This window comes from Sporosarcina sp. NCCP-2716, from assembly GCF_023707985.1.
Taxonomy (GTDB): domain Bacteria; phylum Bacillota; class Bacilli; order Bacillales_A; family Planococcaceae; genus Sporosarcina.
Map to the genome: position 1 here is coordinate 106,813 of NZ_BRCF01000003.1, position 26,078 is coordinate 132,890.

General features: G+C 55.8%; 26 protein-coding genes and 2 other annotated features (1 of these 28 running past the window's edge). Of the genes, 2 read left to right on the plus strand and 24 right to left on the minus strand.

All coding sequences use genetic code 11. The features are described from left to right. Positions 1 to 128 (minus strand) — a binding site (T-box leader); it reaches 112 nt to the left of the window's first position. A gap of 117 nt (positions 129 to 245) precedes the next feature. Beyond that, entirely contained in the window at positions 246 to 1,793 is a 1,548-nt protein-coding gene (locus tag NFU03_RS06275; protein WP_251637097.1) for an N-acetylmuramoyl-L-alanine amidase family protein, read from the plus strand. Positions 1,794 to 1,833: 40 nt separating this feature from the next. On the opposite strand, the gene dtd is transcribed toward NFU03_RS06275, so the two are convergent. From dtd to NFU03_RS06310, 7 genes are all read right to left on the minus strand, one after another. Beyond that, positions 1,834 to 2,274, minus strand: a complete 441-nt coding sequence (gene dtd, locus NFU03_RS06280; RefSeq protein ID WP_251637099.1) for a D-aminoacyl-tRNA deacylase — start codon at positions 2,272 to 2,274, stop codon at positions 1,834 to 1,836. 18 nt (positions 2,275 to 2,292) lie between these two features. After that, the gene (locus NFU03_RS06285) at positions 2,293 to 4,491 is read right to left on the minus strand and encodes a RelA/SpoT family protein (RefSeq protein WP_251637101.1); all 2,199 of its coding nucleotides are present in this window, start codon (positions 4,489 to 4,491) and stop codon (positions 2,293 to 2,295) included. Between the two features lie 172 nt (positions 4,492 to 4,663). Further along, entirely contained in the window at positions 4,664 to 5,176 is a 513-nt protein-coding gene (locus NFU03_RS06290; protein WP_251637103.1) for an adenine phosphoribosyltransferase, read from the minus strand. Continuing rightward, positions 5,167 to 7,518, minus strand: coding sequence for a single-stranded-DNA-specific exonuclease RecJ (gene recJ / locus NFU03_RS06295; RefSeq protein ID WP_251637105.1), 2,352 nt, complete (start codon positions 7,516 to 7,518; stop codon positions 5,167 to 5,169). Before recJ ends, NFU03_RS06290 begins: the two co-directional genes overlap by 10 nt. 337 nt (positions 7,519 to 7,855) lie before the next feature. Further along, positions 7,856 to 8,200, minus strand: a complete 345-nt coding sequence (locus NFU03_RS06300; protein WP_251637106.1) for a LapA family protein — start codon at positions 8,198 to 8,200, stop codon at positions 7,856 to 7,858. Positions 8,201 to 8,287: 87 nt separating this feature from the next. Continuing rightward, positions 8,288 to 10,561 carry a protein translocase subunit SecDF gene (gene secDF / locus NFU03_RS06305; RefSeq protein WP_251637108.1) on the minus strand — a complete coding sequence of 758 codons (2,274 nt, stop codon included), beginning with the start codon at positions 10,559 to 10,561 and terminating at the stop codon, positions 8,288 to 8,290. A gap of 115 nt (positions 10,562 to 10,676) precedes the next feature. Continuing rightward, complete coding sequence (locus NFU03_RS06310) at positions 10,677 to 10,997, minus strand: post-transcriptional regulator (protein WP_251637110.1); 321 nt, start codon at positions 10,995 to 10,997, stop codon at positions 10,677 to 10,679. Positions 10,998 to 11,097: 100 nt separating this feature from the next. Here NFU03_RS06310 and NFU03_RS06315 point away from each other — a divergent pair, with 100 nt between their 5' ends. Continuing rightward, positions 11,098 to 12,618, plus strand: a complete 1,521-nt coding sequence (locus tag NFU03_RS06315) for a putative polysaccharide biosynthesis protein (RefSeq protein WP_251637112.1) — start codon at positions 11,098 to 11,100, stop codon at positions 12,616 to 12,618. Here NFU03_RS06315 and NFU03_RS06320 read toward each other — a convergent pair. The 17 genes from NFU03_RS06320 to NFU03_RS06400 form a co-directional block, all read right to left on the minus strand. Beyond that, on the minus strand, positions 12,609 to 13,250 hold the full coding sequence (locus tag NFU03_RS06320; protein ID WP_251637114.1) for a DUF421 domain-containing protein: 642 nt from the start codon (positions 13,248 to 13,250) through the stop codon (positions 12,609 to 12,611). The two genes, NFU03_RS06315 and NFU03_RS06320, sit on opposite strands and share 10 nt — an antisense overlap. A 125-nt stretch (positions 13,251 to 13,375) precedes the next feature. Beyond that, the gene (gene yajC, locus NFU03_RS06325) at positions 13,376 to 13,651 is read right to left on the minus strand and encodes a preprotein translocase subunit YajC (protein ID WP_251637115.1); all 276 of its coding nucleotides are present in this window, start codon (positions 13,649 to 13,651) and stop codon (positions 13,376 to 13,378) included. A gap of 36 nt (positions 13,652 to 13,687) precedes the next feature. Further along, the gene (gene tgt, locus NFU03_RS06330; RefSeq protein ID WP_251637117.1) at positions 13,688 to 14,827 is read right to left on the minus strand and encodes a tRNA guanosine(34) transglycosylase Tgt; all 1,140 of its coding nucleotides are present in this window, start codon (positions 14,825 to 14,827) and stop codon (positions 13,688 to 13,690) included. After that, complete coding sequence (gene queA, locus NFU03_RS06335) at positions 14,827 to 15,876, minus strand: tRNA preQ1(34) S-adenosylmethionine ribosyltransferase-isomerase QueA (RefSeq protein WP_251637118.1); 1,050 nt, start codon at positions 15,874 to 15,876, stop codon at positions 14,827 to 14,829. Before queA ends, tgt begins: the two co-directional genes overlap by 1 nt. Before the next feature lie 27 nt (positions 15,877 to 15,903). Next, positions 15,904 to 16,908 (minus strand): Holliday junction branch migration DNA helicase RuvB, encoded by a 1,005-nt coding sequence (gene ruvB, locus NFU03_RS06340; RefSeq protein ID WP_251637119.1) that lies wholly within the window; start codon positions 16,906 to 16,908, stop codon positions 15,904 to 15,906. A 34-nt stretch (positions 16,909 to 16,942) separates the two neighbouring features. After that, positions 16,943 to 17,548 (minus strand): Holliday junction branch migration protein RuvA, encoded by a 606-nt coding sequence (gene ruvA, locus NFU03_RS06345; RefSeq protein WP_251637120.1) that lies wholly within the window; start codon positions 17,546 to 17,548, stop codon positions 16,943 to 16,945. Between the two features lie 116 nt (positions 17,549 to 17,664). Then, positions 17,665 to 18,555 (minus strand): phosphotransferase, encoded by an 891-nt coding sequence (locus tag NFU03_RS06350; protein WP_251637122.1) that lies wholly within the window; start codon positions 18,553 to 18,555, stop codon positions 17,665 to 17,667. Then, on the minus strand, positions 18,556 to 19,791 hold the full coding sequence (gene safA, locus NFU03_RS15720; protein ID WP_285835421.1) for a SafA/ExsA family spore coat assembly protein: 1,236 nt from the start codon (positions 19,789 to 19,791) through the stop codon (positions 18,556 to 18,558). A 143-nt stretch (positions 19,792 to 19,934) separates the two neighbouring features. Continuing rightward, complete coding sequence (pheA, locus tag NFU03_RS06360) at positions 19,935 to 20,819, minus strand: prephenate dehydratase (RefSeq protein WP_251637124.1); 885 nt, start codon at positions 20,817 to 20,819, stop codon at positions 19,935 to 19,937. A gap of 15 nt (positions 20,820 to 20,834) precedes the next feature. Continuing rightward, positions 20,835 to 21,290, minus strand: a complete 456-nt coding sequence (locus NFU03_RS06365) for an ACT domain-containing protein (protein WP_251637126.1) — start codon at positions 21,288 to 21,290, stop codon at positions 20,835 to 20,837. A gap of 39 nt (positions 21,291 to 21,329) precedes the next feature. Then, positions 21,330 to 22,622, minus strand: coding sequence for a GTPase ObgE (gene obgE, locus NFU03_RS06370; protein ID WP_251637128.1), 1,293 nt, complete (start codon positions 22,620 to 22,622; stop codon positions 21,330 to 21,332). 11 nt (positions 22,623 to 22,633) lie between these two features. Further along, on the minus strand, positions 22,634 to 23,167 hold the full coding sequence (locus tag NFU03_RS06375; protein WP_251637130.1) for a Spo0B domain-containing protein: 534 nt from the start codon (positions 23,165 to 23,167) through the stop codon (positions 22,634 to 22,636). Positions 23,168 to 23,756: 589 nt separating this feature from the next. Then, positions 23,757 to 24,047 carry a 50S ribosomal protein L27 gene (gene rpmA / locus NFU03_RS06380; protein ID WP_025783524.1) on the minus strand — a complete coding sequence of 97 codons (291 nt, stop codon included), beginning with the start codon at positions 24,045 to 24,047 and terminating at the stop codon, positions 23,757 to 23,759. A gap of 12 nt (positions 24,048 to 24,059) precedes the next feature. Further along, on the minus strand, positions 24,060 to 24,386 hold the full coding sequence (locus NFU03_RS06385) for a ribosomal-processing cysteine protease Prp (RefSeq protein ID WP_251637132.1): 327 nt from the start codon (positions 24,384 to 24,386) through the stop codon (positions 24,060 to 24,062). A gap of 6 nt (positions 24,387 to 24,392) precedes the next feature. After that, on the minus strand, positions 24,393 to 24,701 hold the full coding sequence (gene rplU / locus NFU03_RS06390; RefSeq protein WP_251637134.1) for a 50S ribosomal protein L21: 309 nt from the start codon (positions 24,699 to 24,701) through the stop codon (positions 24,393 to 24,395). A 13-nt stretch (positions 24,702 to 24,714) separates the two neighbouring features. Continuing rightward, positions 24,715 to 24,787: a sequence feature (ribosomal protein L21 leader region), on the minus strand. Between the two features lie 44 nt (positions 24,788 to 24,831). Beyond that, positions 24,832 to 25,443: a site-2 protease family protein gene (locus NFU03_RS06395; protein WP_251637136.1), complete on the minus strand. Its 612-nt coding sequence runs from the start codon at positions 25,441 to 25,443 to the stop codon at positions 24,832 to 24,834. Continuing rightward, positions 25,440 to 25,991, minus strand: a complete 552-nt coding sequence (locus NFU03_RS06400) for a peptidoglycan DD-metalloendopeptidase family protein (RefSeq protein ID WP_251637138.1) — start codon at positions 25,989 to 25,991, stop codon at positions 25,440 to 25,442. Before NFU03_RS06400 ends, NFU03_RS06395 begins: the two co-directional genes overlap by 4 nt. Positions 25,992 to 26,078 lie beyond the last annotated feature (87 nt).

Sequence of the window (26,078 nt, forward strand, 5' to 3'; positions counted from 1 at the left end):
GTGTGCGCGGTTCAGCACGGCGTCTCGCTGGTGTTTTTCTTCAAGGTTGTCTGAGGGGGATTTCAGCCTGGGTCCGCCCTTCTCTGTTCAGCCAGTTGCTTGAATACTTTCCAAGTCGTCGACACTGTGTTCATCATACAGTTATCAATAATAGTACCATCTGCTGTGAAGGTGTCAACCTTTTTCGTTTGTCCTAGTTTTTTATCGCAATATCTTTTACAATATGGACAAAGGAGTGTGGTGAAATGCCGAAACTTGTAAGATGGATGCTCACTGCATGCTTTGCCCTGCTTGCCGTGGGCATGTCAGGCGGCCTCAGCATGGCCGCTTCGGACGGTGCGGGAAAAAAAGTCATCGTCCATTCCCCGACCTTGAATATCCGGTCTGGCCCCGGTCTCACCTATTCTGTGACGGGAACTTTAACGGACAAGACGGAAGTCCAAGTGATCGACCGTTCCGGCGAATGGCTTGAAATTTCGCATGAGGGCAAAACAGGATGGATTGCGTCCTGGCTCACATCCGGCCCACAGGACACTGAAAGTAATGGGAAAACAGTCGTGTCGCGTGTCGATTCGCTCAATATCCGTTCCGCTCCGTCGACAAGCTCCGCGGTGATCGGAAAACTCCGGACGGGTGAGCCCGCAAAACTTCTCGATTATGAAGGCGAATGGGCATCGATCATCACGAACGGGACTGAAGGATGGGTCCACACGACATACATAAGCGAAATCAGTACGTCAGCGCCCTCAGGCGGGACATCAGAGAAGTCTGAAGCGGCGGCTGCCATGGATACATATACGGTCATCGTCGACAAGCTGAACGTCCGCAAAAAAGCGACACAGACGTCGAAACGGATCGGCACCATCCGGAAGGGTGAATCCTATCCGGTCGAACGGATTGACGGAAACTGGGTGAAACTGAGTCTGCCAGGCAAGAAATCCGGTTGGGTTTACGCGTTCCACGGCGAGCTGTCTGCGAGCCCGAAACAGTCCCCGTCCGGTTCCGGAACAGCCGTCTCCGTCGTAACCAATGGGACGAACATCCGGACGTCCCCTTCGACAACGGCTGATGTCGCCATGAGGGCGGATGCCGGAGAAACCTTCAGCGTACGCAGCAAGCAGGACGGCTGGTATGAGATCGGACTGGCGGACGGTCGGACGGCTTTCATCGCCGAATGGGTCGTGAGCCAGGCAGATGAACCTGCATCGAAACCGTCCGCAGCGAAAAAGAAGAAGAAACGGGAAAAAGGCACGCTGAAAGGTATCACAGTAGCCATCGATCCGGGGCACGGCGGCAATGACCGCGGCACAACCGGAACGCGAGGCACAGACGAAAAGGATCTCACCCTGCTGACCGCTGAACTGCTGTCCGGCAAACTGAAAGATGCCGGCGCGCAGGTCGTTCTGACACGGGACTCCGATACGTATGTATCGCTGCAGAAACGGACGGAAATCGGGCTGCATGAAGGGGCGGATGTGTTCGTCAGCCTCCATTATGATGCCAACCCGGACCGTTCCATCTCGGGATTTACAACCTATTATACCCAACCCGGCCAGCAGCCATTCGCTGCGGCGCTCAATGACGGTCTCGCCGGGACGCTCGATCTGAACAACCGCGGCACACAGTCCGCCAATTATTTGGTGCTCCGGGAGAACCGTCTTCCTGCTGTGCTGATCGAACTCGGCTTCCTCTCCAATTCGTCAGAGGAGCGCGTCCTGACGAGCCCGTATTTCCGCGAACAGGCGGCACAGGGTATCTACAAAGGACTTCTGCAGTACTTTGACGGCCAATGAAAAAAGTCCGCTAAGCGATGATCCAGCTTAGCGGACTTTTTCATTTGGATTCGATGATCAGGGTGACCGGCCCGTCGTTGACGAGCGCGACGTCCATCATGGCGCCGAAACGGCCGGTCTCGACCGTCAGCCCGTGGCTGCGCAGCTGCTCATTGAAATGATCGTAGAGCGGTTCGGCGTGCTCAGGGCGTGCCGCCTCGATGAAACTCGGACGTCTCCCTTTCCGGCTGTCACCATACAAGGTGAATTGGGAAATGGACAGCACCTGGCCGCCGGTTTCACCGATAGACCGGTTCATCTTCCCCTCTTCATCTTCGAACAGGCGGAGACCCGCGATTTTCTTTGCGGCATATTCCGCATCCGCGTCCGTATCATCATGCGTCAGACCGACGAGCAGGACGAAGCCGTGCTCGATCGCTCCGCACACGGAACCCCCGATTGTGACAGAGGCCTCTTTCGACCGCTGCAGGACGACTCTCATGCTGATTCCCCCGTTTCGTCAGTTGATCACCCGCTGGACCGAGTAGATGTCACGCACTTGCTTGATTTTATCGACGATGCGCTGCAGATGCTGCAGATCGGTGATTTTGATGGACATGCTGATGTGTGCGATCTTGACACGGTCCGCCTTGCCGGACACGGCGATGATCGGCGTTTTCGTGTCAACAACTGCCATCATCACTTCGTTCAGCAGGCCGGCACGATCGTAGCCGGTGATTTCGATGTCGACCTGGAACTCCTTCTTCTGGCTGTCAGTCGGAGCCACCGCCCAGTTGACATCGATCAGCCGGTCATCGTCCTCTTCGCCTGTATGGATATTCGGACAGTCGACCCGGTGGACGGAGACGCCACGCCCTTTTGTGATGAACCCGACGATTTCATCGCCCGGGACCGGGTTGCAGCATTTCGACAGCCGGATGAGCAGATTGTCGAGTCCTTTCACGATAACGCCCGATTCGGTCATCACAGGTGCCGGCTGCGTCTTCAGGTCAGCGACGATTTTTTCGATCGCTTCCTGTTTCTCACGTTCTTTGCGGATCTTGTCGGTCATCCGGTTGACGACCTGCTGGGCCGTGATGCCGCCGGAGCCGATCGCTGCCAGCATATCCTCTTCCGACGTGAAGCTGAATTTCTCGATGACCCGCTTCAGGCTTTCAGGCGTCACGACGTCGCGCATGATGTACTCCTGATGCTTCACTTCTTTTTCCAGGAGCTCTTTGCCTTTGAAGATGTTCTCTTCGCGCAGCTGTTTCTTGAAGTACTGGCGGATCTTGTTCCGTGCCTGAGACGTGTTTGCGATCTTCAGCCAGTCCCGGCTTGGGCCGAATGACTGTTTGGACGTCAGAACTTCGACGATGTCCCCGGTGAACAGTTCCGTATCGAGCGGCACCATCTTACCGTTCACTTTCGCCCCGATCGTCCGGTTGCCGACCTCGGAGTGGACACGATAGGCGAAGTCGATCGGCACCGAGCCTTTCGGCAGCTCGATGACGTCCCCTTCAGGAGTAAAGACATAGACCATGTCGGAAAACAGGTCGAATTTCAGCGATTCCATGAATTCCTCGGCATTTGACGACTCGTTCTGCATCTCGAGGATTTCGCGGAACCATGTCAGTTTCGAATCGATCGTGTCGGGATGTTCGGCGGTTGTCCCCTCTTTATACGCCCAGTGGGCCGCAACGCCGAATTCCGCGATCTTGTGCATTTCCTCCGTACGGATCTGCACTTCGAGCGGATCACCGGCAGGACCGACGACCGTCGTATGCAGCGACTGGTACAAGTTCTGCTTCGGCATCGCGATGTAGTCCTTGAAGCGGCCGGGCATCGGTTTCCACAGCGTGTGGATGATGCCGAGCACTGCGTAACAGTCCTTGATACTGCTGACGACGATCCGGACTGCGAGTAAGTCGTAGATCTCATTGAATTCCTTCTTCTGCAAGATCATCTTCCGGTAAATGGAATAGAGATGCTTCGGCCGGCCGGACAGTTCAGCGTGGATATCCATCTTGCCGATCTCCGTGTGGATCTGTTCCATGACGTTCGCCAAATAGTTTTCCCGTTCGATGCGCTTCTGCTTCATGAGGTTCACAATGCGGTAATATTGCTGAGGATTTAAGTAGCGGAGGGCAATGTCTTCCAGCTCCCACTTGATCGCTGAAATGCCGAGCCGGTGTGCAAGCGGGGCGAAGATCTCAAGCGTCTCAGCGGAAATACGCCGCTGTTTCTCTTCCCGTACATACTTCAGTGTCCTCATATTGTGCAGACGGTCCGCCAGTTTGATGAGGATGACACGGATATCCTGCGCCATCGCGATGAACATCTTCCGGTGGTTCTCCGCCTGTTTCTCTTCGTTCGTCTTGAACTTCAGTTTCTCCAGTTTCGTGACACCGTCGACCAGCATCGCGACTTCCTCGCCGAAATCCCGGACGATATCCTGCCGGCCGATCTCGGTGTCTTCCACGACATCATGCAGGAACCCTGCCGCTACGGTCGATGGATCCATCTGCAGCTCGGCGAGGATCCCGGCAACTTGCACGGGATGGAGAATATATGGTTCCCCGGAACTCCGGAACTGGCCTTCATGGGCCCGTTTCGCAGCTTCGTAGGCTCTTATGACAAAAGCGACGTGCTCTTCATTCATATACAACCCGACAAGCCTGAATATATCCTGTTCGGTCAAATCTTGACTAGTGGCCATTCTCCCACCCCTTTCGAGCATTCTTGAAAAAAGAATCATATCTCTATTGTATGGCGAATACGGAACTTTTGTAAAGAAATGAATTCATCCAGCCTTCTTCACACTGCTGAAGACAGCTGACTGCACGTCCATATGAAAAAACCCTCCGCACAGTCCATGCGGAGGAAGGCGCTCAGTATGTCATGAGAGCACGGATTTTATAATTATCCAGTTTCCGGCGTCCGTCCAAATACGACAGCTCGATCAGGAACGCACAGCCTGCAACGACTCCGCCGAGTTTTTCGACGAGTTCGACAGTCGCCCCGACCGTACCGCCTGTCGCAAGCAGGTCGTCGACGATGAGTACACGCTGTCCGGGCTTGATGGCGTCCTTGTGGATCGTCAGCTGGTCGACCCCGTATTCGAGATCATAATCGACGGCGATCGTTTCACGCGGCAGTTTGCCGGGTTTCCGGACAGGGGCAAAGCCGATTTCGAGCGCATAGGCGACCGGGCATCCGATGATGAACCCCCGGGCTTCCGGTCCGACAATCAGCTCTGCGCCTACTTCTTTTGCGTATTCGACAATCTGATCGGTCGCATATTTATAAGCTTCCCCGTTATCCATGATTGTTGTGATGTCTTTGAAGCTGATCCCTTTTTTCGGATAATCGGGAACTACGGTTACATACTGTTTCAAGTCCATACTGTTTCCTCCTCGACGGCCTGCGCACGCGGCACCTGTTGAAACCACTGTTTCAGCTCCTGATAGGGAGCGTAGAGAAGCCGTTCTTCCATTTCGATCTGCTGCTGCCGTTCCTGATAGCTGGGCGCTTCTGTAAGGTCGCGTTTGCCTGCTGCCGGTTCAGCGATCACAGCACCATTCTCTATCTTAACAAATCCCAATTCAAAAAACACTTTTGACATGAAATAAATCGTGTCTATTTTCCAACCTTTGTGTTTTGCGAGCTGCTCAGCCTGCTGTTCCAGTTGGAAGGTTCCTCGTTTTTTCAGGAATGTGAAATACCAGCCGAATTCCTGACGGCTCGGGATTCCGTCGAAATAACGGGATTCCGTTGCATGGAAATGTGCATAGATGCGGCCTGGCTGGTACAGCGTAATGAGCTCCTGCAGCTGTTTCTCCTGTTCCGGGATATCGAGCAGGACGAGGTGCTCTATGTCCGGATCCGCTGAACAACTGTCCGCCATGCGGATGTCCACTCCTGGAAGGAATGGATTGAAATACGTCCTTGAAGCCGGTTGAAACGCGACAAACAGGACCCTCTCCTTCGGTATCGTCCCGATCCAGCGTTTCGGATCCCGTATTCCGCGCAAGTCGAACACCTGGCGCTCATCGGACTTTATGTCATCCAGTAAGATCTGCGGTTTCTTGAAGTTGTTCCACTCGTTGACCTGAAGATCGCCGGTGACGGAAAGCGACATGCCGTGCGTCATTTCATCCGCGAGGAATCCCTGGCTGAAGCCGATCGCATCGAGCTTATGACCGCCGTCCTCGAGATCCAGTTTCAGATGGTTCTTCGCGGCGCCGATTTTACGGATTGAGCCGACTGTCGTATTTTCGATCAGGTAGACCGGTTTCGGGAACGCCATGCCGAACGGACGGAGCTGTTCGAGGGATTCCAGCACGTCCACGTCGATCTCCCCGATCGACAGCGGCACATCGATATCGACTGAGGCGATGAGCTGCTCATCGGACAGTACAGCAGCGGCCTGACGGTTCAGCCGGTCCCGCAGCTCATCGACGTCGGACAGAGCGAGCGTCATGCCTGCGGCCATCTGGTGGCCGCCGAAGTGCGGAAGGAGTTTCCGGTTCTCGGCGAGTTCTTTATACAGGTCGAAGCCGTCGATACTGCGGGCGGACCCTTTCGCTGTACCGGCTGCGGGATCAATCGACAGGATGATCGACGGCCGGTGGAATTTTTCGGTGATCCGCGATGAAACGATTCCGATGACGCCGGGGTTCCATCCTTCTTTCGCCAGGACGAACACGTACGGAACGTCATTTCCATAGTCGGTTTCGATCATGGTGAGTGCTTCCTCGGTGATCGTGTTGACGAGCGCCTGGCGTTCTTTGTTGAGCCGGTCGAGTTCCGCTGCGATGCCTGCGGCGGTCGACGGATCGTCCGCTTTCAGCAGGTCGACGGCCGTATCGGCGTCGCCGAGCCTGCCGGGTGCGTTCAGCCGCGGACCGACCATGAAGCCGAGTGTCTCTTCCGTGAATTGGCGCAGTTCCGTGCCGCCCGCTTTCGCCAGGGCCTGGATTCCAGGCCGGCTCGACATGCGGAGCCGGCGGATGCCCTCTTTAACGAAGAAACGGTTTTCATCCAGCAGAGGCACTAAATCGGCGACAGTGCCGATCGCGACGTATTCCAGCAGGTCGAGCGGCGCCTCGCCGAGGAGGGCGGTCGCCAGTTTGAACGCGACGCCGACACCCGCAAGTTCGCCGAACGGATACTTCCCTTCCGGATGACGCGGGTGGATGACTGCAGTCGCCTTCGGCAGTTCGTCTCCGATTTCGTGGTGATCGGTGATGATGAGGTCAAGACCGATGGATTGGGCGAAAGCCGCCTGCTCGATGCCCGAGACGCCGTTGTCGACCGTGATGATCAGCGACGCACCGAGATCGGCGATTTCCTGGAACAGCGTGCTGTTCGGGCCGTATCCGTGTTCGAAGCGGTTCGGTATGGCGAACGACACGTCTGCACCGAGCCGTTCGAGTGCTGTTGTCAGGACAGAGACGCTCGTCACGCCATCTGCGTCGTAGTCGCCGTAGACGACGATGTGCTCACCTGTTTCGATCGCCTGCCGGATGCGGGAGACCGCTTTGTCCATGTCATGCATAGTGAACGGGTCGTGCAGCGTGTGGGCGTCGGTCTGCAGGAAGGCCCGAGCTTCAGCCGGGTCGGTGAGCCCCCGGGCGGCGAGGATCTTCGCGTGCATGGACGGGAGACCGAGCTCGTCCATGAGCAAGCTGACGGCTGTTTCATCAGGTCTATGTATGTTCCATTGTTTGGTGGATTTAATCAATGTATTCACTTCCTCTGACATAAGTATACAGGGGTTTGCCGGTTTCCGAAAGGATTCCAGCTGAAATAAATGACTAGTTTTCTTCGTGGTTTGAGCGGTTTTAAGTATTGCTTGAGCGGTTCCCGTCCACCCTTGAGCGCTTCCGTGCTTTGCTTGAGCGTCACGGCATTCGCTTGAGCGGTTCCATGCTTTGCTTGAGCGTTTCCCTCCTCCACTTGAGCGCTTTCTGGCTTTGCTTGAGCGGTTCCTGACCGCGCTTGAGTGCTCCATTACGCTGCTTGATCAAACTACATAAAAAAAACCGCCTGCCCGCGGAGTGCGTACGGCGGCGGTCGACTTATTTCATGGCGTCGTATTCATCGTTCATGACTTCGTTCGCAAGTTCGGGTGATTTCTGAAGCATGGCAATCTCGTTCTGCTGGTTGGCGATGAGGCCTTCCTTCTCGGTGATCTGACGTTGCAGCACTTTCACTTCCCGTCTTGTCCTGACAGAACGGAAAACAGTGAAGAGTCCGCTGACGAGTGCGCCGAGCAGTGCGGAGCCGAGTATGACGAGGACGAGCGGCCAGTGGGCTTCGCCGAAGACATAGTCGACAGGGACTTTCCCGACATTGAAGACGGCAAATACAGCGATTATGATGGCGACAAACAGTCCGACGATCAGCATCCATTGGGATTTCATCGTACATCTCTCCTTCCTGTAAGCGGATTTCCATTAAAAAAACAGGTATACGTAAAGTATACCTGTTCCGGAGGTCGATGAAACGCCTTAAACTACCGGCTCATCGGATCCCCATTGTTTCTTTTCCTTAGTAGTCTTCAGCTTGCCGTTCTTCTTGATCTCACGTTTTTTCAGGTCAAACCAGATCTGTGCGGAGATATAGATCGACGAATACGTACCTGCCAGAAGACCGATCAGCAGGGCGATCGAGAACGGACGGATCGACGGCGCGCCCAGTGCGAGCAGGGCGACGACGACGATCAGGACGGTCAGCACGGTATTGACTGATCGGCCGAGCGTCTGGCGGAGTGATTTGTTGATAATGTCCGCGAGCTCTTTTTCATTGTCCAGATGGCCGATCTTGTGCAGGTTCTCCCGGATCCGGTCGAAGGTGACGATCGTATCGTTGATGGAATACCCGACGATGGTCAGGACGGCGGCGATGAAGGTGATGTCGACTTCAAGCCGCAATATGCTGAAGATTGCGATCATGAAGAACACGTCATGCAGCAGGCCGATGATGGCCGACAGACCCATGCGCCATTCGAACCGGAAGGCGACGTAGATGATGATGCCGAGCGCCGCGATGGCGAGGGCCTTCACTGCGTTCCATGCCAGCTCCTGTCCGACTGTCGGAGATACGGTCGAGACGTTCGGTTCGGAACCGTATTCGTCTGCGATCTGCGCTTTGAATTTATTGATTTCATCCTGATTGAAGTCGTCTTTGTACCGTGCTACGGCAATATTGCCGTCGTTTCCGGAAATGACGATATCTTCGGTCGGACTGCCGATCTTGTCCAGGTAGGAACTGACTTCCTGCTTGGTGATCGCATGGTCCGCCAAGATTTCGGCCCGTGTCCCTTTCGTGAAGTCGATTCCGAGATTCAGCTTGAAGATCCCGAGTATGATCGCTCCGGCGATGAGCAGGACGATCGACAGCGTGTAGAACCGCTTGCGCGAATGCACGAAGTCGAAACGGTCGAATTTCGTTGTCAGGTCGAGTGTGTCGACGTGTTCTTCCGGCGGGTGGACGCGTTTTTTCGAGATGCCGAACCAGCCGGTCTTCCCGTCGAACAGGCCGCTCTGCACGAGCAGGCCGAGCATGAGGCGCGAGCCCCATACCGCAGTGATGAAGCTGACTGCGATACTGATGATGAGCATTGTCGCGAACCCTTTAACCGAGCTTGTCCCGAAGATGAACAGGACGACAGCGGCGAGCAATGTCGTGACGTTCGCATCGAGGATCGCAGTGAATGCTTCTTTCGCGCCTTTCGAGAAGGCGGTCTTGATCGAACTGCCGATCCGCAGCTCTTCCTTAATACGCTCATAGGTCAGGATGTTCGCATCGACGGCCATACCGACCCCGAGCAGAAGTGCGGCGACACCCGGCAATGTGAGAACGCCGTTGATAGCGGTGAAGACGACGAGAATCAGATAGATGTAGACGGAAAGGGTGATGACCGCTACGAGACCCGGCAGACGGTAGTAGAACAGCATGAACAGGAAGATTGCGGAGATCCCGACAATTCCTGCTGTGATCGTCTGCTTCAGTGCCTGTTCACCGAATTGTGCACCGACAGATGTCGAGTACATCTCTTCCAGGTGGACGGGCAGTGCACCGGCGTTCAGGATGCCGGCGAGGTCTTTTGTTTCCTCTACAGTGAAACTTCCTGAGATTTCGACGTTCGACGAATTGATCGTCTGGCGTACGGATGGCGCGGAGATGAACCGCGGCTTCGGCTGTTTCATCTCTTCTTTGTAGGAATCTTTTCCTTCTTCGAAATCGAGCCAGATGACCATGACGTTCTCAGGTGCTTTGGCAGCGACTTCCGTCGTGATTTCAGCGAATTTGGACGGGTCTTTCATCTCCAGCGTGACGACAGGGTTGCCGTTTTCGCCGAAGTTCGCTTTCGCCTTACCGGCTTTAAGATCATTTCCGTCGAGCAGCAGTTTGTCATCTGCGTCACGGAATGTCAGGTTGGCCTGTGTGGACAGCAGTTCCCGCGCTTTCTTCTGGTCGCTGACACCTGCCAGCTGTACACGGATCCGGTTATTGGATTCGATCTGGATGCTCGGCTCACTTACCCCGAGTACGTCGATCCGGTTGCGGAGTGCTTTCGCGGTATCCGCTACGACATCTTCCGTGATTTTCTGGCTACTGCCAGTTTTCAGCGGCTGGACTTCGTACAGGACCTCGAAACCGCCCTGCAGGTCGAGCCCGAGTTTGACGTTGTTTAAAATCGGATTGGCTGTCCCGCCGATCGTCGCTGCAAAGATGACGAGCAGCAATAGGAACGCAACAATCCGTCCTCTTTTCTTCATGATCCTTTTTCCCCCTCTATACGTGAAGCGGTAGTGCTCTGTTATGTACGCAAGAAACATCAACATAACAATTATGAGACAGCGGCGTCGCCGTGTCAAATTCTAAAAATGGTGTCTACTGATCCTGCCTGCCCTTTTTCGGTGACAGCAAGAGCTGCAGTTCATCACTGTTCAGGTCGGAGAACCAGTCGGAACCCCGCTGTTCTTCGATTTGCGTGTAGGTCATATATTCGGCCGGTGTCAGCTCCATGACGTCGTTGATGATTTCATGGGTCCGCATCTCCGGCACGGAACGCTTCTTCCACTTCTTCTGTACGCAATATTTCCATATATCAGCTTCCGTGACAGTCGTGTAGCCGTAGAAATGGAATTCGTTCCGTTTGCTTTCCACCGCCGGCCGGACATGGGTAAACAATTCTTCGTGTTTGATCTCCACCCGCACTCACCCCTTCTGCTGGCTAGAGTTGTAAAAACAGCTCGTTCCGCATACAAGTAGTGTATATGAATTGGCTGGTCTTGAGAAGGAGTTGTTTGCAATGTCATCATTTATCCGCGGAACTGTTGTTCTGATGATTGCCGTGTTCGCGACAAAACTGCTTGGGTTCGTGTACCGGATCCAGTTCATGCGGGTTGCGGGCGAAGAGGCGGTCGGCGTCTATATGACGGCGTATCCGGCGTTCATCTTTTTCCTGTCGCTCGTCCAGCTCGGCATCCCGATCGCCATTGCGAAAGTGATCGCGGAACTGAAAGCGAAAGGGGAGGCCGTCCGGTTCGCCCAAGTGATGCGGACGTCGGTGTTCCTGACGATCGTCACCGGGCTGGTCTTCCTGCCGCTGTCAGTCCTGTTCGTGCCGTACTTGTCGGACACGCTGCTCGGCAACCCGGCGTCCGCCATCACGCTGTATGTAGGAATTGCGATTGTGCCGATTGCGGCGGTCGGCGGTCTCATCCGCGGTTATTTCCAGGGGATCGCCCGGCTGGAGGAAACGGCCTGGTCGCAGATCATCGAGCAGATCATCCGAATCCTGCTCATCACGTGGATGCTCCCCTATTTCCTGTCACCCGGCAATGCTGCCGAAAACGCCGCCTATGCCATGGCTATCACGCTCATCGCTGAAGCCGCTTCCGTCCTCTATCTGTGGAGCAAATACCGGAAACAGCAAAAAAGGACTGCATCGCTGCAGTCCAAAGACGGTCATTATCCGATGAACCCCCTGCTTGCTGTCGCACTGCCTTCTTCGGGCAGCAGGCTGTTCGGGACATTCACCTGGTTTTTGGAGCCGATCATCTTCATCCGGGCGCTCGCCGTTTCGGGTGTCACTGCAGCTGCCGCGACTTCGCTGTACGGCGTCATTTCAGGAGTGCTCATTCCGCTGCTGCTGTTCCCGTCGTTCATCCCGTATGCGCTGTCCGTCGTTCTTGTGCCGGCCGTCAGCGGCGCGTCCGCTGCCGGCAATATCCATAAGCTGCAGGAGCGGATCCATCTGTCGCTCCGGCTGTCCGCGCTGACCGGGGCCGTGGCCGCAGCCGTGTTCTTCATCCACGGGCAGGCGATGGCTGAAGCGCTGTTCCACATAAAGGAAGGTGCTTCCTACATGGTGCTGCTCGCGCCGATTTTCTTCTTCTATTACATCCAGAGCCCGCTGTTCAGCATCCTGCAGGCGACGAACGAAGCGAAAGCGGCCATGATGAATTCCGTGTACGGCGGGATCGCGAAGCTCATCGTCATGTTCGTCCTCGCTTCCCAGGCGGGTCTGCAGGAGACCGGCGCCATTCTCGCTATCGGGTTCGGTGTGCTCATCACGTCGTTCCTGCACATTGCAACACTCCGGAAAAACCGGAAAACAGCCACCGGGTTCACGATGTTCGTCCTGCCGTATGTGTCCTTCCTGATGACGGCGATCATGCGTCCGATCTTCTTCCCGACAGGACAGTATGGCCTCATCATCGATTGCGGTATCACCGTCCTCTTCCTGACTGTCATCCTCTTTTTCACCGGCCAGATCCAGCGCGGGGATTTCAAGCATTTACGGAAGCTCGCCGTCCGTCATAAGTAATCGTGTTTCAGCTGCACTTTCAGCTGGCCCTGTTCAAACGAGCAGTAGAACACTTGTGACGGATCTGTGATGCCGGTTTTCGTCAGTTCCGCACGCAGCCATTCTTCGGTTTTATCGTAGACCGACAAATGCTCCGGGTCGATATCTCCATCGAGGATGAGCGGCAGAACGGGCGCCGTCTCCCCTTGTTTAAAAACGGAAAGGTTGCCGGACGGTTCCAGGTAGGCGTATGCCACTTCGTACAGGGAGCCGATCTGCTGTTCCCGAAGCTGCTGGAACAGATCGTCCAAGTTATAGCGCTGCTTCCTCATTTCCTCTTCCTGGATGATCCCATCACGGATCAGGACGGACGTATCGCCATCGACCAGGTCACGGAATTTCTTATTTTTCAGGGAAATATATGACGAGGTGTACTGGATAACGAGCAGGATGAACATGGGAAGGATCGAATTGATCAGTTTCTCATCAGGGGAATCGAGCGCGAAGGCGGCCACTTCCGCAATGATGATGAAGACGACAATATCGATGACGCTCAGTTCGCCGACTTCCCGCTTCCCCATCAGACGCAAGACGAGCACGATGAGCGCATACAAAAAGACCGTTCGAAACGCGATGATCAGCAAATCAGGCATACAGGTTCCACCTCCTTGCCGGAAAGCATGCCCCGTGCAGCTGACGGTTAAACGGCTGAAACGTAAAAAGCTGCCCGCCCCAGTCGTGTGACTGAAGGCAGACAGCTTCTTAGCATTTCCCTTATTTAGATAGCAGGTGTGTTTTCAGTAACACGCCCGACAGCCTGGCGGTCAAATTGCAGTACCGTACCATCCGCCATCTTCAGGAAGACGGACGTTTCGTCGACTGCGTCGATTGTCCCGTGGAGTCCGCCGATCGTCACGACACGATCGCCGCGCTTCAGACTTGTCTGCATTTCTTTTGTCTGTTTCTGACGTTTCTGCGCCGGCCGGATCAGCAAGAACCACATGATCGCGATCATTGCGATGAAAGGCAGCAAGTTCACTAACGTTGCATTCATTTAAATTCCCCCCCTACTGAAACTAGTATACAAGAATTAAAAGTTTTTTGCATTTGGTTTGTTGAAACCGTACTGCTCGAAAAACTCTTCCCGGAAATCGCCGAGACGGTCCTGCCGGATTGCTTCGCGGACGTTATCCATCAGCCGCAGCAAAAAGTACAGGTTATGATAGGACGCAAGCCGCAGTCCGAAGGTTTCATTCGCACGGATCAGGTGCCTGATATAAGCACGGGTGTATTTTTTACATGTGTAGCAGTCGCAGTTTTCATCGATCGGTCCGAAGTCGCGTTCGTATTTCGCGTTCTTGATGACGACACGGCCGTTGCTCGTCATGAGAGTGCCGTTACGGGCGATCCGTGTCGGCAGTACGCAGTCGAACATGTCCACGCCGCGGATCGCACCATCGATGAGGGAGTCAGGCGACCCGACGCCCATCAGGTAGCGCGGTTTGTCTTCCGGCAGCAGCGGAGTCGTGAATTCGAGCACGCGGTTCATGACGTCTTTCGGCTCCCCGACGGACAGGCCGCCGATCGCATAGCCCGGGAAGTCGAGTGCGACCAGATCCTTCGCACTCTGCTTCCGCAGCTCCTCGAATTCGCCGCCCTGGACAATTCCGAACAGCCCCTGGTCTTCAGGACGCTGGTGCGCATTCAGGCAGCGCTCCGCCCAGCGGGAAGTCCGCTCGACAGATGCTTTCATGTATTCGTAGGTCGCCGGATAAGGCGGACATTCGTCGAATGCCATCATGATATCCGAGCCGAGTGCATTTTGGATCTCCATCGCTTTTTCCGGACTCAGGAACAGCTTGCTGCCGTTCAGATGGTGACGGAAATGGACCCCTTCTTCTTCGATTTTCCGGAAATCACTCAGCGAAAACACTTGGAAACCGCCGGAATCTGTCAGGATCGGACGGTCCCAGTTCATGAATTTGTGCAGGCCGCCCGCTTCTTTGATAATTTCGTGTCCCGGGCGCAGCCATAAGTGATACGTATTGCTCAGGATGATGCCGGCACCCATCTCCTTCAATTCTTCCGGCGACAGTGTCTTGACGGTTGCCATCGTCCCGACAGGCATGAAGGCAGGCGTTTCGAATGACCCGTGCGGCGTATGGACGATTCCGAGGCGCGCACCGGTCTGTTTGCAGGTTTTGATATGTTCGTACGTTACAGCTGGCATCAGCGATTCTCCTTTCGGGCAGGCCGGATGAACATCGCGTCTCCAAAGCTGAAGAAACGGTATCGTTCCCGGACCGCCTGCTCGTATGCATGCAGTATGTGTTCCCTTGATGAAAGCGCCGACACGAGCATGACCAATGTCGACTTCGGCAGGTGGAAGTTCGTGATCAGCCCGTCCACCGCTTTGAATTCATAGCCGGGATAAATGAAGATCGACGTCCAGCCTGAGCCTGCGACGATCTTTCCGCCATGTTCCGTTGCGATCGTCTCAAGTGTTCGAGTCGACGTCGTGCCGACCGAGATGACCCTTTGGCCGTTCGCTTTCGCACGATTGATGGCCTCCGCTGTCTGCTCGGTCACCTGGTAATACTCCGCGTGCATTTCGTGGTCTTCGATCGAGTCCACACTGACCGGGCGGAATGTCCCGAGCCCGACATGCAGGGTGATGAATTCCACGTCGACCCCTTTCGCACGCAATTCATCTAGCAGTTCCTCCGTGAAATGGAGACCCGCTGTCGGTGCAGCCGCGGAACCGCGTTCTTTTGCGAAGACAGTCTGATAGCGTGACTGATCGTCCAAAGTTTCCGTAATGTAAGGCGGCAGCGGCATCTTGCCGAGCGCGTCGAGCAGTTCATAGAAGATCCCTTCATAGGAGAACTTGAACGTCCGGCCGCCTTGGTCAGCGACGCCTGTACATTCCGCCGTCAGCCGGCCGTCACCGAACGTGACGACAGTGCCGGGCTTCACCCGCTTTGCCGGCTTGACGAGCGTCTCCCACTCGTTATCGCCGATCTCCTTCAGCAGCAGCACTTCGATCGAAGCACCGGTCTCTTCCTTCACGCCAATCAGCCGGGCCGGCAGCACTTTCGTGTCATTCAGTACGAGCACATCCCCCGCTTCCAGCTCATCGACAATCGAGCGGAAATGGGTATGTGTCACTTCCCCGGTTTCGCTGTCCATCACGAGCAGCCGGCTCGCCGAACGGTCGGCGAGCGGTGTCTGTGCAATCAGTTCCTGAGGCAGGTCAAAGTCAAAATCATGTACGTCCATTCTCTATAATCCCCTCACTCATTCAGATCAGTTCATCTCCGGTACAGGAAGACCGAAGTGTTCGTAGGCGAGCGGTGTCACCACACGCCCGCGCGGTGTCCGCTGGATGAACCCGGCCTGCAGCAGATACGGTTCGTAGACATCCTCGAGCGTCACGGATTCCTCACCGATGCTTGCGGCAAGCGTCTCAAGCCCGACAGGTCCCCCGCGGAACCGCTCGATCATGCCTTTCAGCAGCTTATGGTCGATATGGTCCAGACCATGTGAATCGACCTGCAGCATTTCGAGCGCTTCCTGTGCGATCCCGAGAGAAATTGTACCATTCCCGCGCACTTGGGCATAGTCCCGCACTCTGCGCAGCAGACGGTTCGCGATACGGGGTGTCCCGCGGGACCGCCTTGCAATTTCGACAGCGGCCTGGTCGTCGATCTTGACGTCGAACAGCCCGGCGCTGCGGATGACGATTTCACGCAGCGGCTCAAGTTCGTAATATTCCAGACGGAGCGGCACGCCGAATCGATCGCGCAGCGGCGCGGACAGGGACCCTGCCCGCGTCGTCGCACCGATCAGTGTGAATGGCGGCAGATCGAGCCTTATCGATTTGGCGGTTGGTCCTTTGCCGACGACGATGTCGAGGCAGAAGTCCTCCATCGCCGGATAGAGCACTTCCTCGATCGCCCGATTCAACCTGTGGATCTCGTCGATGAACAGCACGTCCCCCGGCTCGAGCGACGAAACGACGGCTGCGAGATCACCCGGCCGTTCGATTGCAGGACCGCTCGTCATACGCACATTGACGCCCATTTCGTTCGCGATGACAGACGCCAGCGTCGTTTTCCCGAGTCCCGGCGGCCCGTACAGCAGGACGTGGTCCAAACTTTCGCCGCGCCTTCTCGCCGCTTCGATGAATATCGATAAATTATCTTTCACTTGGTCTTGTCCTATATAGTGGGCGAGCATCTGCGGACGCAGCGTCTGCTCAAACCCGTCGTCGAAATCGGAAAGTTCACTTGACAATACTCGTGAATCCATCGGTCTCCCTCCTTTTTCTGGCGGACCGGAGCAGTTATTGCTGTTTCAGCAGCAGCTGCAGCGCCCGTTTCATGTACCCTTCCGTTGTCAGGTCCTCAGCATCGAGTGCCTGTTTCACCTTCGCGATTTCCCGTGCGGAATAACCGAGCGCCTCGAGTGCGAGCATCGCTTCTTCCAGTGCATCGTTTTCAGCAAGGGCGAACAGCGAGTCGCCTTCTTCAGGCATGTCCACTTCGGTGAACAGGTCGGCCAGCTTGCCCTTCAGATCGAGGATCATCTGGCGGGCTGTCTTCTTGCCGACTCCCGGGAACTGGACGAGGAACTTCTCGTCTTCCCGTTCGATCGCCGAGATGACTTGAGAAGGAACACCGCTTGAAAGGATGGCCAGTGCCCCCTTCGGTCCGATGCCGGAAACGGTGATCAGTTTCCGGAACAGTTCGCGCTGTTCAAGTGACAGGAATCCCATCAGCAGCTCGGCATCTTCCCGGACGTGATGGTGGATGAACACCTGCTGTTCGGTCTCGGTAACATGGAACGCATATGGATTCGGTGTATGGACCTGGTACCCGATACCGTTCGTTTCGATCGTAATATACTCGGGCGTCACCCGTGTGATGATGCCTTTTATGTAATCATACAATGCAGCTTACCCCCTAAAGTCTTACCATCCAGTATAACACAGACCGCCCTGAGCGCAGTACAGTTGACACCGAAAAAAGAACTGCCCGGCTCCGCCATTACGGCGTCCGGCAGTTCTCAGCGTGCGCTGCGTCTATCCAATTCATTCTCCGAGAATTCACATAACCGTTCCCAGCTGCCGAGTGCCTGTTTCGTATACCGGGTGAGGTGCCCCGCGATCTGCCGTCTCCCCATATCGGGCAGTCCGGCAAAGTAATTCCACTCGCGCAGCACTTCGTTCGGATAGCGGAGCATGGCGATCCCTACATCACTGAGCTGCCGCAGCCGCGGCAGTTCGCTGCACAGCGCTTCGGCATCGTACCCGACATGCGGCAGGACACGGTGCATCCAGAGCGCGATCTCGACAGACGGGGAGCCGGCAGCCGCCAGATCGAAGTCGATCAAGTACACCGTCCCGTCTTCAGCAGCGAGCAGATTATGGTGCACGACATCACCGTGCAGCACCGTCATGGGGCCATCGTCCGGTCCGACCGCTTTCAGCACATCGAGCGCCCGTTCTCCATAAGTCAGAAATTGTTCGAACGCACTGCTTCCGATATAAGGTGTGACGAGCTGTTCATTGTGCCGGAATCGCTGCAGCCGGTGTTCCCATTTGTTCAGCAGGCGGAAGCGCGGCAAGTACCCGGCTGCTTCCCAATCGATCACGTCCCGGGTTGCATGGAGGGCGTCCAGTGTGTCAAGCGACGCCCTACGACCATCCGGGGCTGCAAAATCCACCGGTTTCGTATCGGTCAGCCAAGGCTGGATGACGAGATGTCCGGTCCCCTTCTCAGAAAGAGGGGCGATGAAGGGGAATTCGACTGCGAGCAGCTGATCGTGCAGTTTCCTCACTTTATCCGCAGTCATTTGATTCTTGTAGCGTTTCACTGCGAACATCTGTCCGTCTTCTTCGATCCGCCAGACGTGCGGCTTCACTTCGTAGAAAAGGGTTTCGCGTTTCCTGTCCACTTAATACGTGCCCATCGTGTCGGTTCCATCCGGCCCATACGGCGGCATGGCAGACTGCGGCGGATACGGCTGCTGATACGGGACAGGCGCGTAGAATGGCTGCATTCCATAATACGGGTATGGAGTCATATGGGAGCCGCAGGATGTACAGAGGTGCATGTACTGCGGGTGCTGGGCTGCCTGGATCCCCTGGAGCGGCATCTGTGATGAAGGCGGCTGTATCGGCTGCGGAACGTATCCTGCTTCAGGCGGGCAGTATGCCGGCGGAGCAAGGTCAAAGTTCGACGATTCCTTCATCGGTCCGTGATGGGAATGCCTGTCGCCGTGTTCATGACCGTGGTGATGGCCGTGTCCGTGGTCGTCGTGTCCATGGTCGTTATCGTGTTCGTGGTCATGCTCACAATGTGACGGAGAGTTGCCCGGACACTGTCCCGGCATGATCGGCGATTCGTCAGGTGCACAATCCGGTACAGTTGGCGTTTCCGGCAGCGGACTCCAATGCGGCGGCCGGATCATCTGCTGCGGATATGAAGGCGGCACAGCCGGATAAGGTACTGGCTGCTGCGGCATTGGCTGCGCAGCCGGCGGATAGTGATGATGGACATGCGGATGGCAGTCTGCGTCATAGATCGGCATCCAGCCGCATGGAATCCCGATCATCATCGGCTGGACGATCGGCGGCTGTGGCTGCGGAGCAGGAGCCGGCGGCATCTCGCATAACGGTTTTTCCGGCTTCGGCGGTTCAGGTCTTGGCATAGGCGGTGCAGGCTGTGGCTGCGGTTTCGGTTGTGGATGTGGTTTCGGTTGTGGATGTGGTTTCGGTTGTGGATGTGGTTTCGGCACCGGCTTCACTTCGGGCTTCGGTACGGGCTTCACTTCCGGCTTCGGCGGAAGCGGCTTCGGTACGGGCGGAACTGGCGGCACAGCCGGTTTGGACGGCGGCTTCGGCTGCGGAATGACCGGCTTTTCTTGATGCGGTTTTTCATGATGCGTCTTCTCATGGTGAGGTTTTTCATGGTGCGGCTTTTCTTGTTGCGGCACTTTCTCTTTCGGCGGCTGTTTGCCGTGAGGCTTCGTGCCTTTTCCTCCCTCGGGCAGGAAAATCTTCATCCCCGGTACGATATAATCCGGGTTCGCCAAATGGGCGTTCACTTTCTTCAGCTCGTCAAACGAAATTCCGTATTGACGGGCAATCTTCCAAAGCGTGTCACCTTTTACAACGATATGGACATTCACTCTGTAAAGTCCCCCTTCCATCCACTCATCTTATGAACGGGTGCTGCGGCATGTGACCAAACGGACTGCCGGCACCTTCTCATTCATCTATACGGCACGGCTGGAAGAAATAGACCTTGCAGAACGACAAAAAAACCTGCCGATCAGGTCTCGGCAGGCAGCAGGTTGTCGTATGTATAGCAGGAGCCGAATGACGTCACATCACACTGGAGCGCCTCTAATTCCTCAAGCGCCCCCCGCATCATCCGGTCGTCTTCCGATGCGAGGACATCGATGATGAAAAAATAATTTCCGAGGCCGGTCTTCAGCGGACGGGACTCGATCTTACTCAAATTCAGCTTACGCCAGGCGAATACGGAAAGGATCTGGTGCAGCATGCCCGGCTGATCATCCTTCGGCAGTTTCACCATCAGGGTCGTCTTCAGGACACCCGGGTTTTTCATCGTAAGCGTCTCTTTGCGCAGTGACAGTACGACAAACCGTGTATGGTTGAAATGGAAATCATGGATCGACGTATCAGCGAGACGGAGGCCGTACGTTTCTGCGGCAAGCTGATTGCCGATCGCTGCAATCGGCAGCTCCGGATGCTCCGCAACATATTTGGCCGCGGCCGCCGTGGAAGACGTCTGAATGAGCGGCACCCGGCGGTGATGATACTGCAGATACTTGTGGCACTGCGCGAGCGCGTGCGGATGGGAATGGATCGACTCCAGACCGTCCAGTCCGCCCTCGAGCGCCTCATTCACCATGAGATGCTGGCGGATCGGCGTCGACAGTTCAGCGTTGATGAACAGTTCGCTGCCGTGGAACAAGTAGTCGATCGTCAGCGGTACGGATCCTTCCAGGGCGTTTTCAAGCGGCACAACCGCATACGCGACATGCCCTTCCGCCACGGCTTCGATGCAGTCCGGTATCGACGGATACGGCACGAGGCCGTCCTGCCCGAAGAAGCCCCTTGCGGCGATATGGGTGAAAGATGCTTCCGGCCCCAGATAGGCGACCGTCGGCTGTCCGGTTCGTTCGTTCATCATCAGCATCCCCTTTCACAAGGCCCCTGAACTGATGAGATGCACGGAATCGACGAAACTCGGCGCATTCAATTTGTGAATGAACGTCTCCATCGGCACCGTCATCTCGGTCACGTCCAGCGACAGCGTTATATTGGCCCGTCCCTGCACAGGTATCGTCTGGTGGATCGTCAGCACATTGCAATGCGCCTCCGAAATGATTCCCATGAGCACAGCCAGCGACCCCTTCAGATCCTCCAGCTGGATGAATACCGTCAAAACCCGTTCGCGTGCAATCGCCTCGAACGGGTAGACAGCATCCTTGTATTTATAGAAAGCACTTCTCGACAATCCTGCCTGTGCGGTCGCTTCCTGGATCGTCGATGCTTCGCCGGAAGCAAGCAGCCGCTTCGCTTCGAGCATTTTCTGCATCGATTCCGTCAGCACATCTTCCCGCACGAGGTAGAATTGGTCATCTCCCAGCTGCTTCATCGTCCATCCCCCCGCAGCCGCTTGAGAACAGCTGTCTCTTTACTCGATAAATTCAAATTCAAAGTCCAGCAGTCGGACGATGTCCCCGTTTTGCGCACCGCGCTCACGAAGCGCATCGTCGACCCCCATCCCGCGCATCTGCCGGCCGAATTTACGGACCGACTGATCGAAGTTGAAGTCGGTCATCTTGAACAGGCGCTCGATCGCATAACCCGAAAGGACATAGGCTCCGTCGTCATCGCGTGTGATCTTGAAGTCCGGAGTTTCCGGTTCATACTTATAAAGCACGGAATGCTCTTCTTCCTCTTCTTCAGAATCATAAAGAGGGAATTCAGGCGTCACTTCAAGAAGATCAGCGATCGCATACAGAAGCTCTTCCAGCCCTTTCCGGGTCAATGCGGAAATCGGGAAGATCTTATGCTCCGTCTCACCGAGCTGTTCCTTGAACAGTTCCAGATTGTCCTCGGCGTCCGGCATGTCCATCTTGTTCGCAACGATGATCTGCGGACGTTCCGTCAGGCGGAGGTTATACTGTTCGAGCTCTGCGTTGATCGTCTCGAAATCTTCAAACGGATCGCGCCCTTCGAGTCCTGACATATCGATGACGTGCACGATGACGCGTGTCCGTTCGATATGGCGCAGAAACTGATGGCCAAGACCGACTCCTTCATGCGCCCCTTCGATAAGACCTGGCAGATCGGCCATGACGAATGTCCGGTGATCGTCCGTTTCGACGAGGCCGAGGTTCGGCACGAGCGTCGTGAAATGGTAATCGCCGATTTTCGGCTTCGCTGACGAAATGACCGACAGCAGCGTCGATTTCCCGACACTCGGGAATCCGACGAGCCCGACGTCTGCGAGCACTTTCAATTCCAGGCTGATTTCACGCTCGACACCCGGCTCCCCTTTTTCCGAGAGTTCCGGTGCTGTATTCTGCGGCGTCACGAAACGGCTGTTGCCCCGTCCGCCCCGTCCGCCGCGTGCGATGACCGCGGTCTGGCCGTCTTCGACGAGATCCGCTATGATTTCGTTCGTTTCCACGTCCGTCACAATGGTGCCGGGCGGGACTTTGACAACCATGTCCTCCCCTTGGCGGCCGTGCTGATTCTTATTCGCCCCGTGCTGGCCGCGCGGCGCCTTGAAATGCCGCTGATAGCGGAAATCCATGAGCGTGCGCAGCCCTTCATCGACGACGAAGGTGACGTCGCCGCCTTTGCCTCCGTCGCCGCCGGCAGGTCCGCCGAAAGCTATATATTTTTCACGGCGGAACGCGACGATACCATCGCCGCCGTCCCCGCCTTTTACGTACACTTTTACGTGATCGACAAACATGTCAGTTCCTCCTATTGTCCACGGATCGTGAACGTCCAGTACTCGGTGCTTCGATAGACTTCTGCAGTCCAGTGTTCCCGTTCCAGCGTATCCCATTCAATGGGCACCGGCTCCGCCGGCAGTGTGAACGTCAGCTTCCAGTCAGGCCCGTCTGCGGACACCATAACTTCCACAGTGTTTTCGGCAAACGGATCGGCGTGTTCCTCGAGCTGGCGGAACAGGGAGTCCAGGAATCGGACAACCTCCTCCTCCGACGCGAGACGCCTGCCCGCCGGCTGGCCGGTCTGTGCCTCGAGTTCGCTTGTAAACGTCTTATACCGCCAGCTGAATGTCAGCAGCCACGTTTCGACACCCGGCATGCCGAGCCCGCCGAGACGCGAGACGCTGCGCATGCGTTCAGTCGCTTCGAGCAGCTGGCTGCGCGCTTCCGGCACACGGCCGAGGTCCAGCTGCATGAGGATGAGCTGCAGCTCGTTCAAAAAATCATGCCGGGCAAACTGCAGCGCGCCGCGGACGGTCAATTCGGTTTCCTTGCTCTCACTCATCTGTTTCACCGCCTGCCGTTTCGTTCCTTCCAGTATAGCACTATCCAGTACGCCTGCGTCAAACGGTTTAACGGGCAGATATGCAGGCTTGGAGGTCGGTGGGGATGGTGCTTATTGCCCGAGGGAGCTGGTTTTGCTTCGGTGCGGGCAGTAGAGACGGCTCTTATTGACCGAAGAAGCCTGTTTTGCCTCGCTTCGGGCAGTAGAGACGGCTCTTACTGACCGGGGTGGCCTGTTTTGCTTCGCTCCGGGCAGTAGAGACGGCTCTTACTGACCGAAGAAGCCTGTTTTATCTCGCTCCGGGCAGTAGAGACGGCTCTTACTGACCGGGGTGGCCTGTTTTGCTTCGCTCCGGGCAGTAGAGACGGCTCTTACTGACCGGGGTGGCCTGTTTTGCTTCGCTGTGGGCAGTAGAGACGGCTCTTACTGACCGAAGAAGCCTGTTTTATCTCGCTCCGGGCAGTAGAGACGTCCCTTAACGCACAATTTGCCCTTTGCAGCCTCGCTCCGGGCACTAGAAAACCTCCATCCGGAAAACAAAAAAAGGACTGCACACAGCGTTGCGTGCAGTCCTTTCGGGATTCAATTATTATGCTTCCTGCACTGCAGGGTACACACTTACTTTTTTCTTGTCGCGGCCGAAACGCTCGAAGCGTACGACGCCGTCAACTTTAGCGAAAAGAGTATCATCGCCTCCGCGGCCGACGTTTTCACCTGGGTGAATTTTCGTTCCGCGCTGACGATAAAGGATTGAACCGCCTGAAACGAATTGTCCGTCGGCACGCTTAGCGCCAAGACGTTTCGATTCGGAGTCACGACCGTTCTTTGTAGAACCTACCCCTTTTTTCGATGCGAAAAACTGAAGATCTAAACGTAACATGTGTTCCACCTCCTACTTGGTATAGGATATTTTTATGAATTGCCCGTAATCTTGTTCAATCGTCTGCATGGAGACAATCATCGCACGCACGATCACCTGCTGGTCATGGTCGTCTCCCGTTTCCGGCAGCACGACTTTCAAGTATCCGCCCTCGGCACCTTGCTCGATGACCGGGGTGATGCCTGTCAGTGTGATCAGTGCATTGACTGCACCGAACGACACAGCGGAAGCCGCTGCGCACACCAAGTCTTTCCCATGCTCGGCATAATCGGCATGTCCGCTCATCTCAAAGGAGACGATACGGCCCGACGACTGCTTCTCGATTGTCAGCTGGATCATCGCGGCTTACAGGTTGATGCCTTCGATGACAACCTTCGTGTATGGCTGACGATGACCTTGTTTGCGGCTGTAGTTTTTCTTTGGCTTGTATTTGAAGACTGTGATTTTCTTGCCTTTGCCCTGTTTCACGATTTTCGCTGATACAGTTGCGCCTTCCACGAATGGAGCGCCGACTTTCACGTCATCTCCGCCTACAAAAAGAACTTTGTCGAATGTGATAGTTTCATCAGCGTCGCCCACCAATTTCTCGATGAAGATCTCCTGACCCTGCTCCACTTTCACTTGCTTTCCGCCGGTTTCAATAATTGCGTACATACTTGCACCTCCTCAATAGTCTTAGACTCGCCTTAACGGGTGATCCGTAGATGCTTGTACCCGGTTCAGAGCGGTTGCAGCACAGGTGCGCTACAAACATAACAGTAGAATGATATCATGACTATCCGCATCACGTCAAGATTTTTCTTTTTAAACGGTCATAGACCCGGCGGTACCGTCTGTAGCGGAACGCGCTTATGTTCTGAAGGCATAAAAAAACAGCCAGCGCCAGCAGCAGCATGGTCTCCGGCAGCCCTGTCAGGAGCAGTCCGCAGCCCGTCAGCAAAAACGCAATGGAAAAAAGCACGAACGCCGTATGATCGGCATGCCGGCTCGATTCGCTCTCCAGCAGCACGAGCAGCGCCTGTCCGCCGTCGAGCGGCAGGACGGGCAGCAGGTTGACGAGCAGGATCACGAGCTGCACCCTTATCACATCTTCCGCTCCCGGGAACGGTACCGTCCAAGCCGCCGCAAGAAGCAGCGCCGTCGCTGCCGGTCCGCCGAGCGCGAGCAGGAACTGCGCCGGTTTCGGATGCTCTTCCTTCCGCGGGATGATCAGCTCCCCCCCGTAAGGATAGATCGTCACCGAGCGGATCCGCATACCGAAAAACAGCGCAGCAAGTATATGCCCCGCTTCGTGGACCAACAGCGACACGAACACGGTCGCATACGCTGCGAGCCCGTCCATGACGGCGAGAAAGACAAAAAGCGGAAGCAGGACCGGATGAAGCCTGAACTTCAATTCGTCACTTCCGCAAAGAATGCAGGGAGCAGCGTCGGATCGAGCACCAGACCGTCGCGCTTCACCTTAAGGTACATCGTGCTTTCCTCCATCATGCCGAGCGTGTCCCCCTGCGCCACGGTTGTATACGGCAGTTTCGCGAAGGACCCGACGAACCCGTATGTCACTTCATCACCGTTATCGTACTGGACGGTCAGCGTCTTCCCCGACTGTCTCGTGAACCCTGTGAAGACGATGAGCCCGTCTCCGCGCGCTGCGATCGGCAGCGGCTCCGCATACGACAGGATGACGCCCGATTTGTACGGCTGCATCGATTCATACGCCGCGAACGGATCGACCGCCTTCACCTCTCCGCTCACTTGGATCATGCCGCCCTTTTCCTTATCGATCAGCGATGCCGCCCATTTCTTCATCGCGACGAAATCCTGCCCTGTCGACAGATATTGGGTCACAGGCTTGTCGATGCGGCCGGTCTTCTCAAGCTGTGCAGTCCCGAGCACCGCTCCGGTGAACAGCAGAGCCGCCAGCCATCGTTTCCTTGCTTTCACGCGCACCCCTCCTTTCTGCCAGTATATGAGGGGGGCTTGCGGAATAGTCGGGATCACACAGGCTTCGGACGCACAAAAAACCTCTGC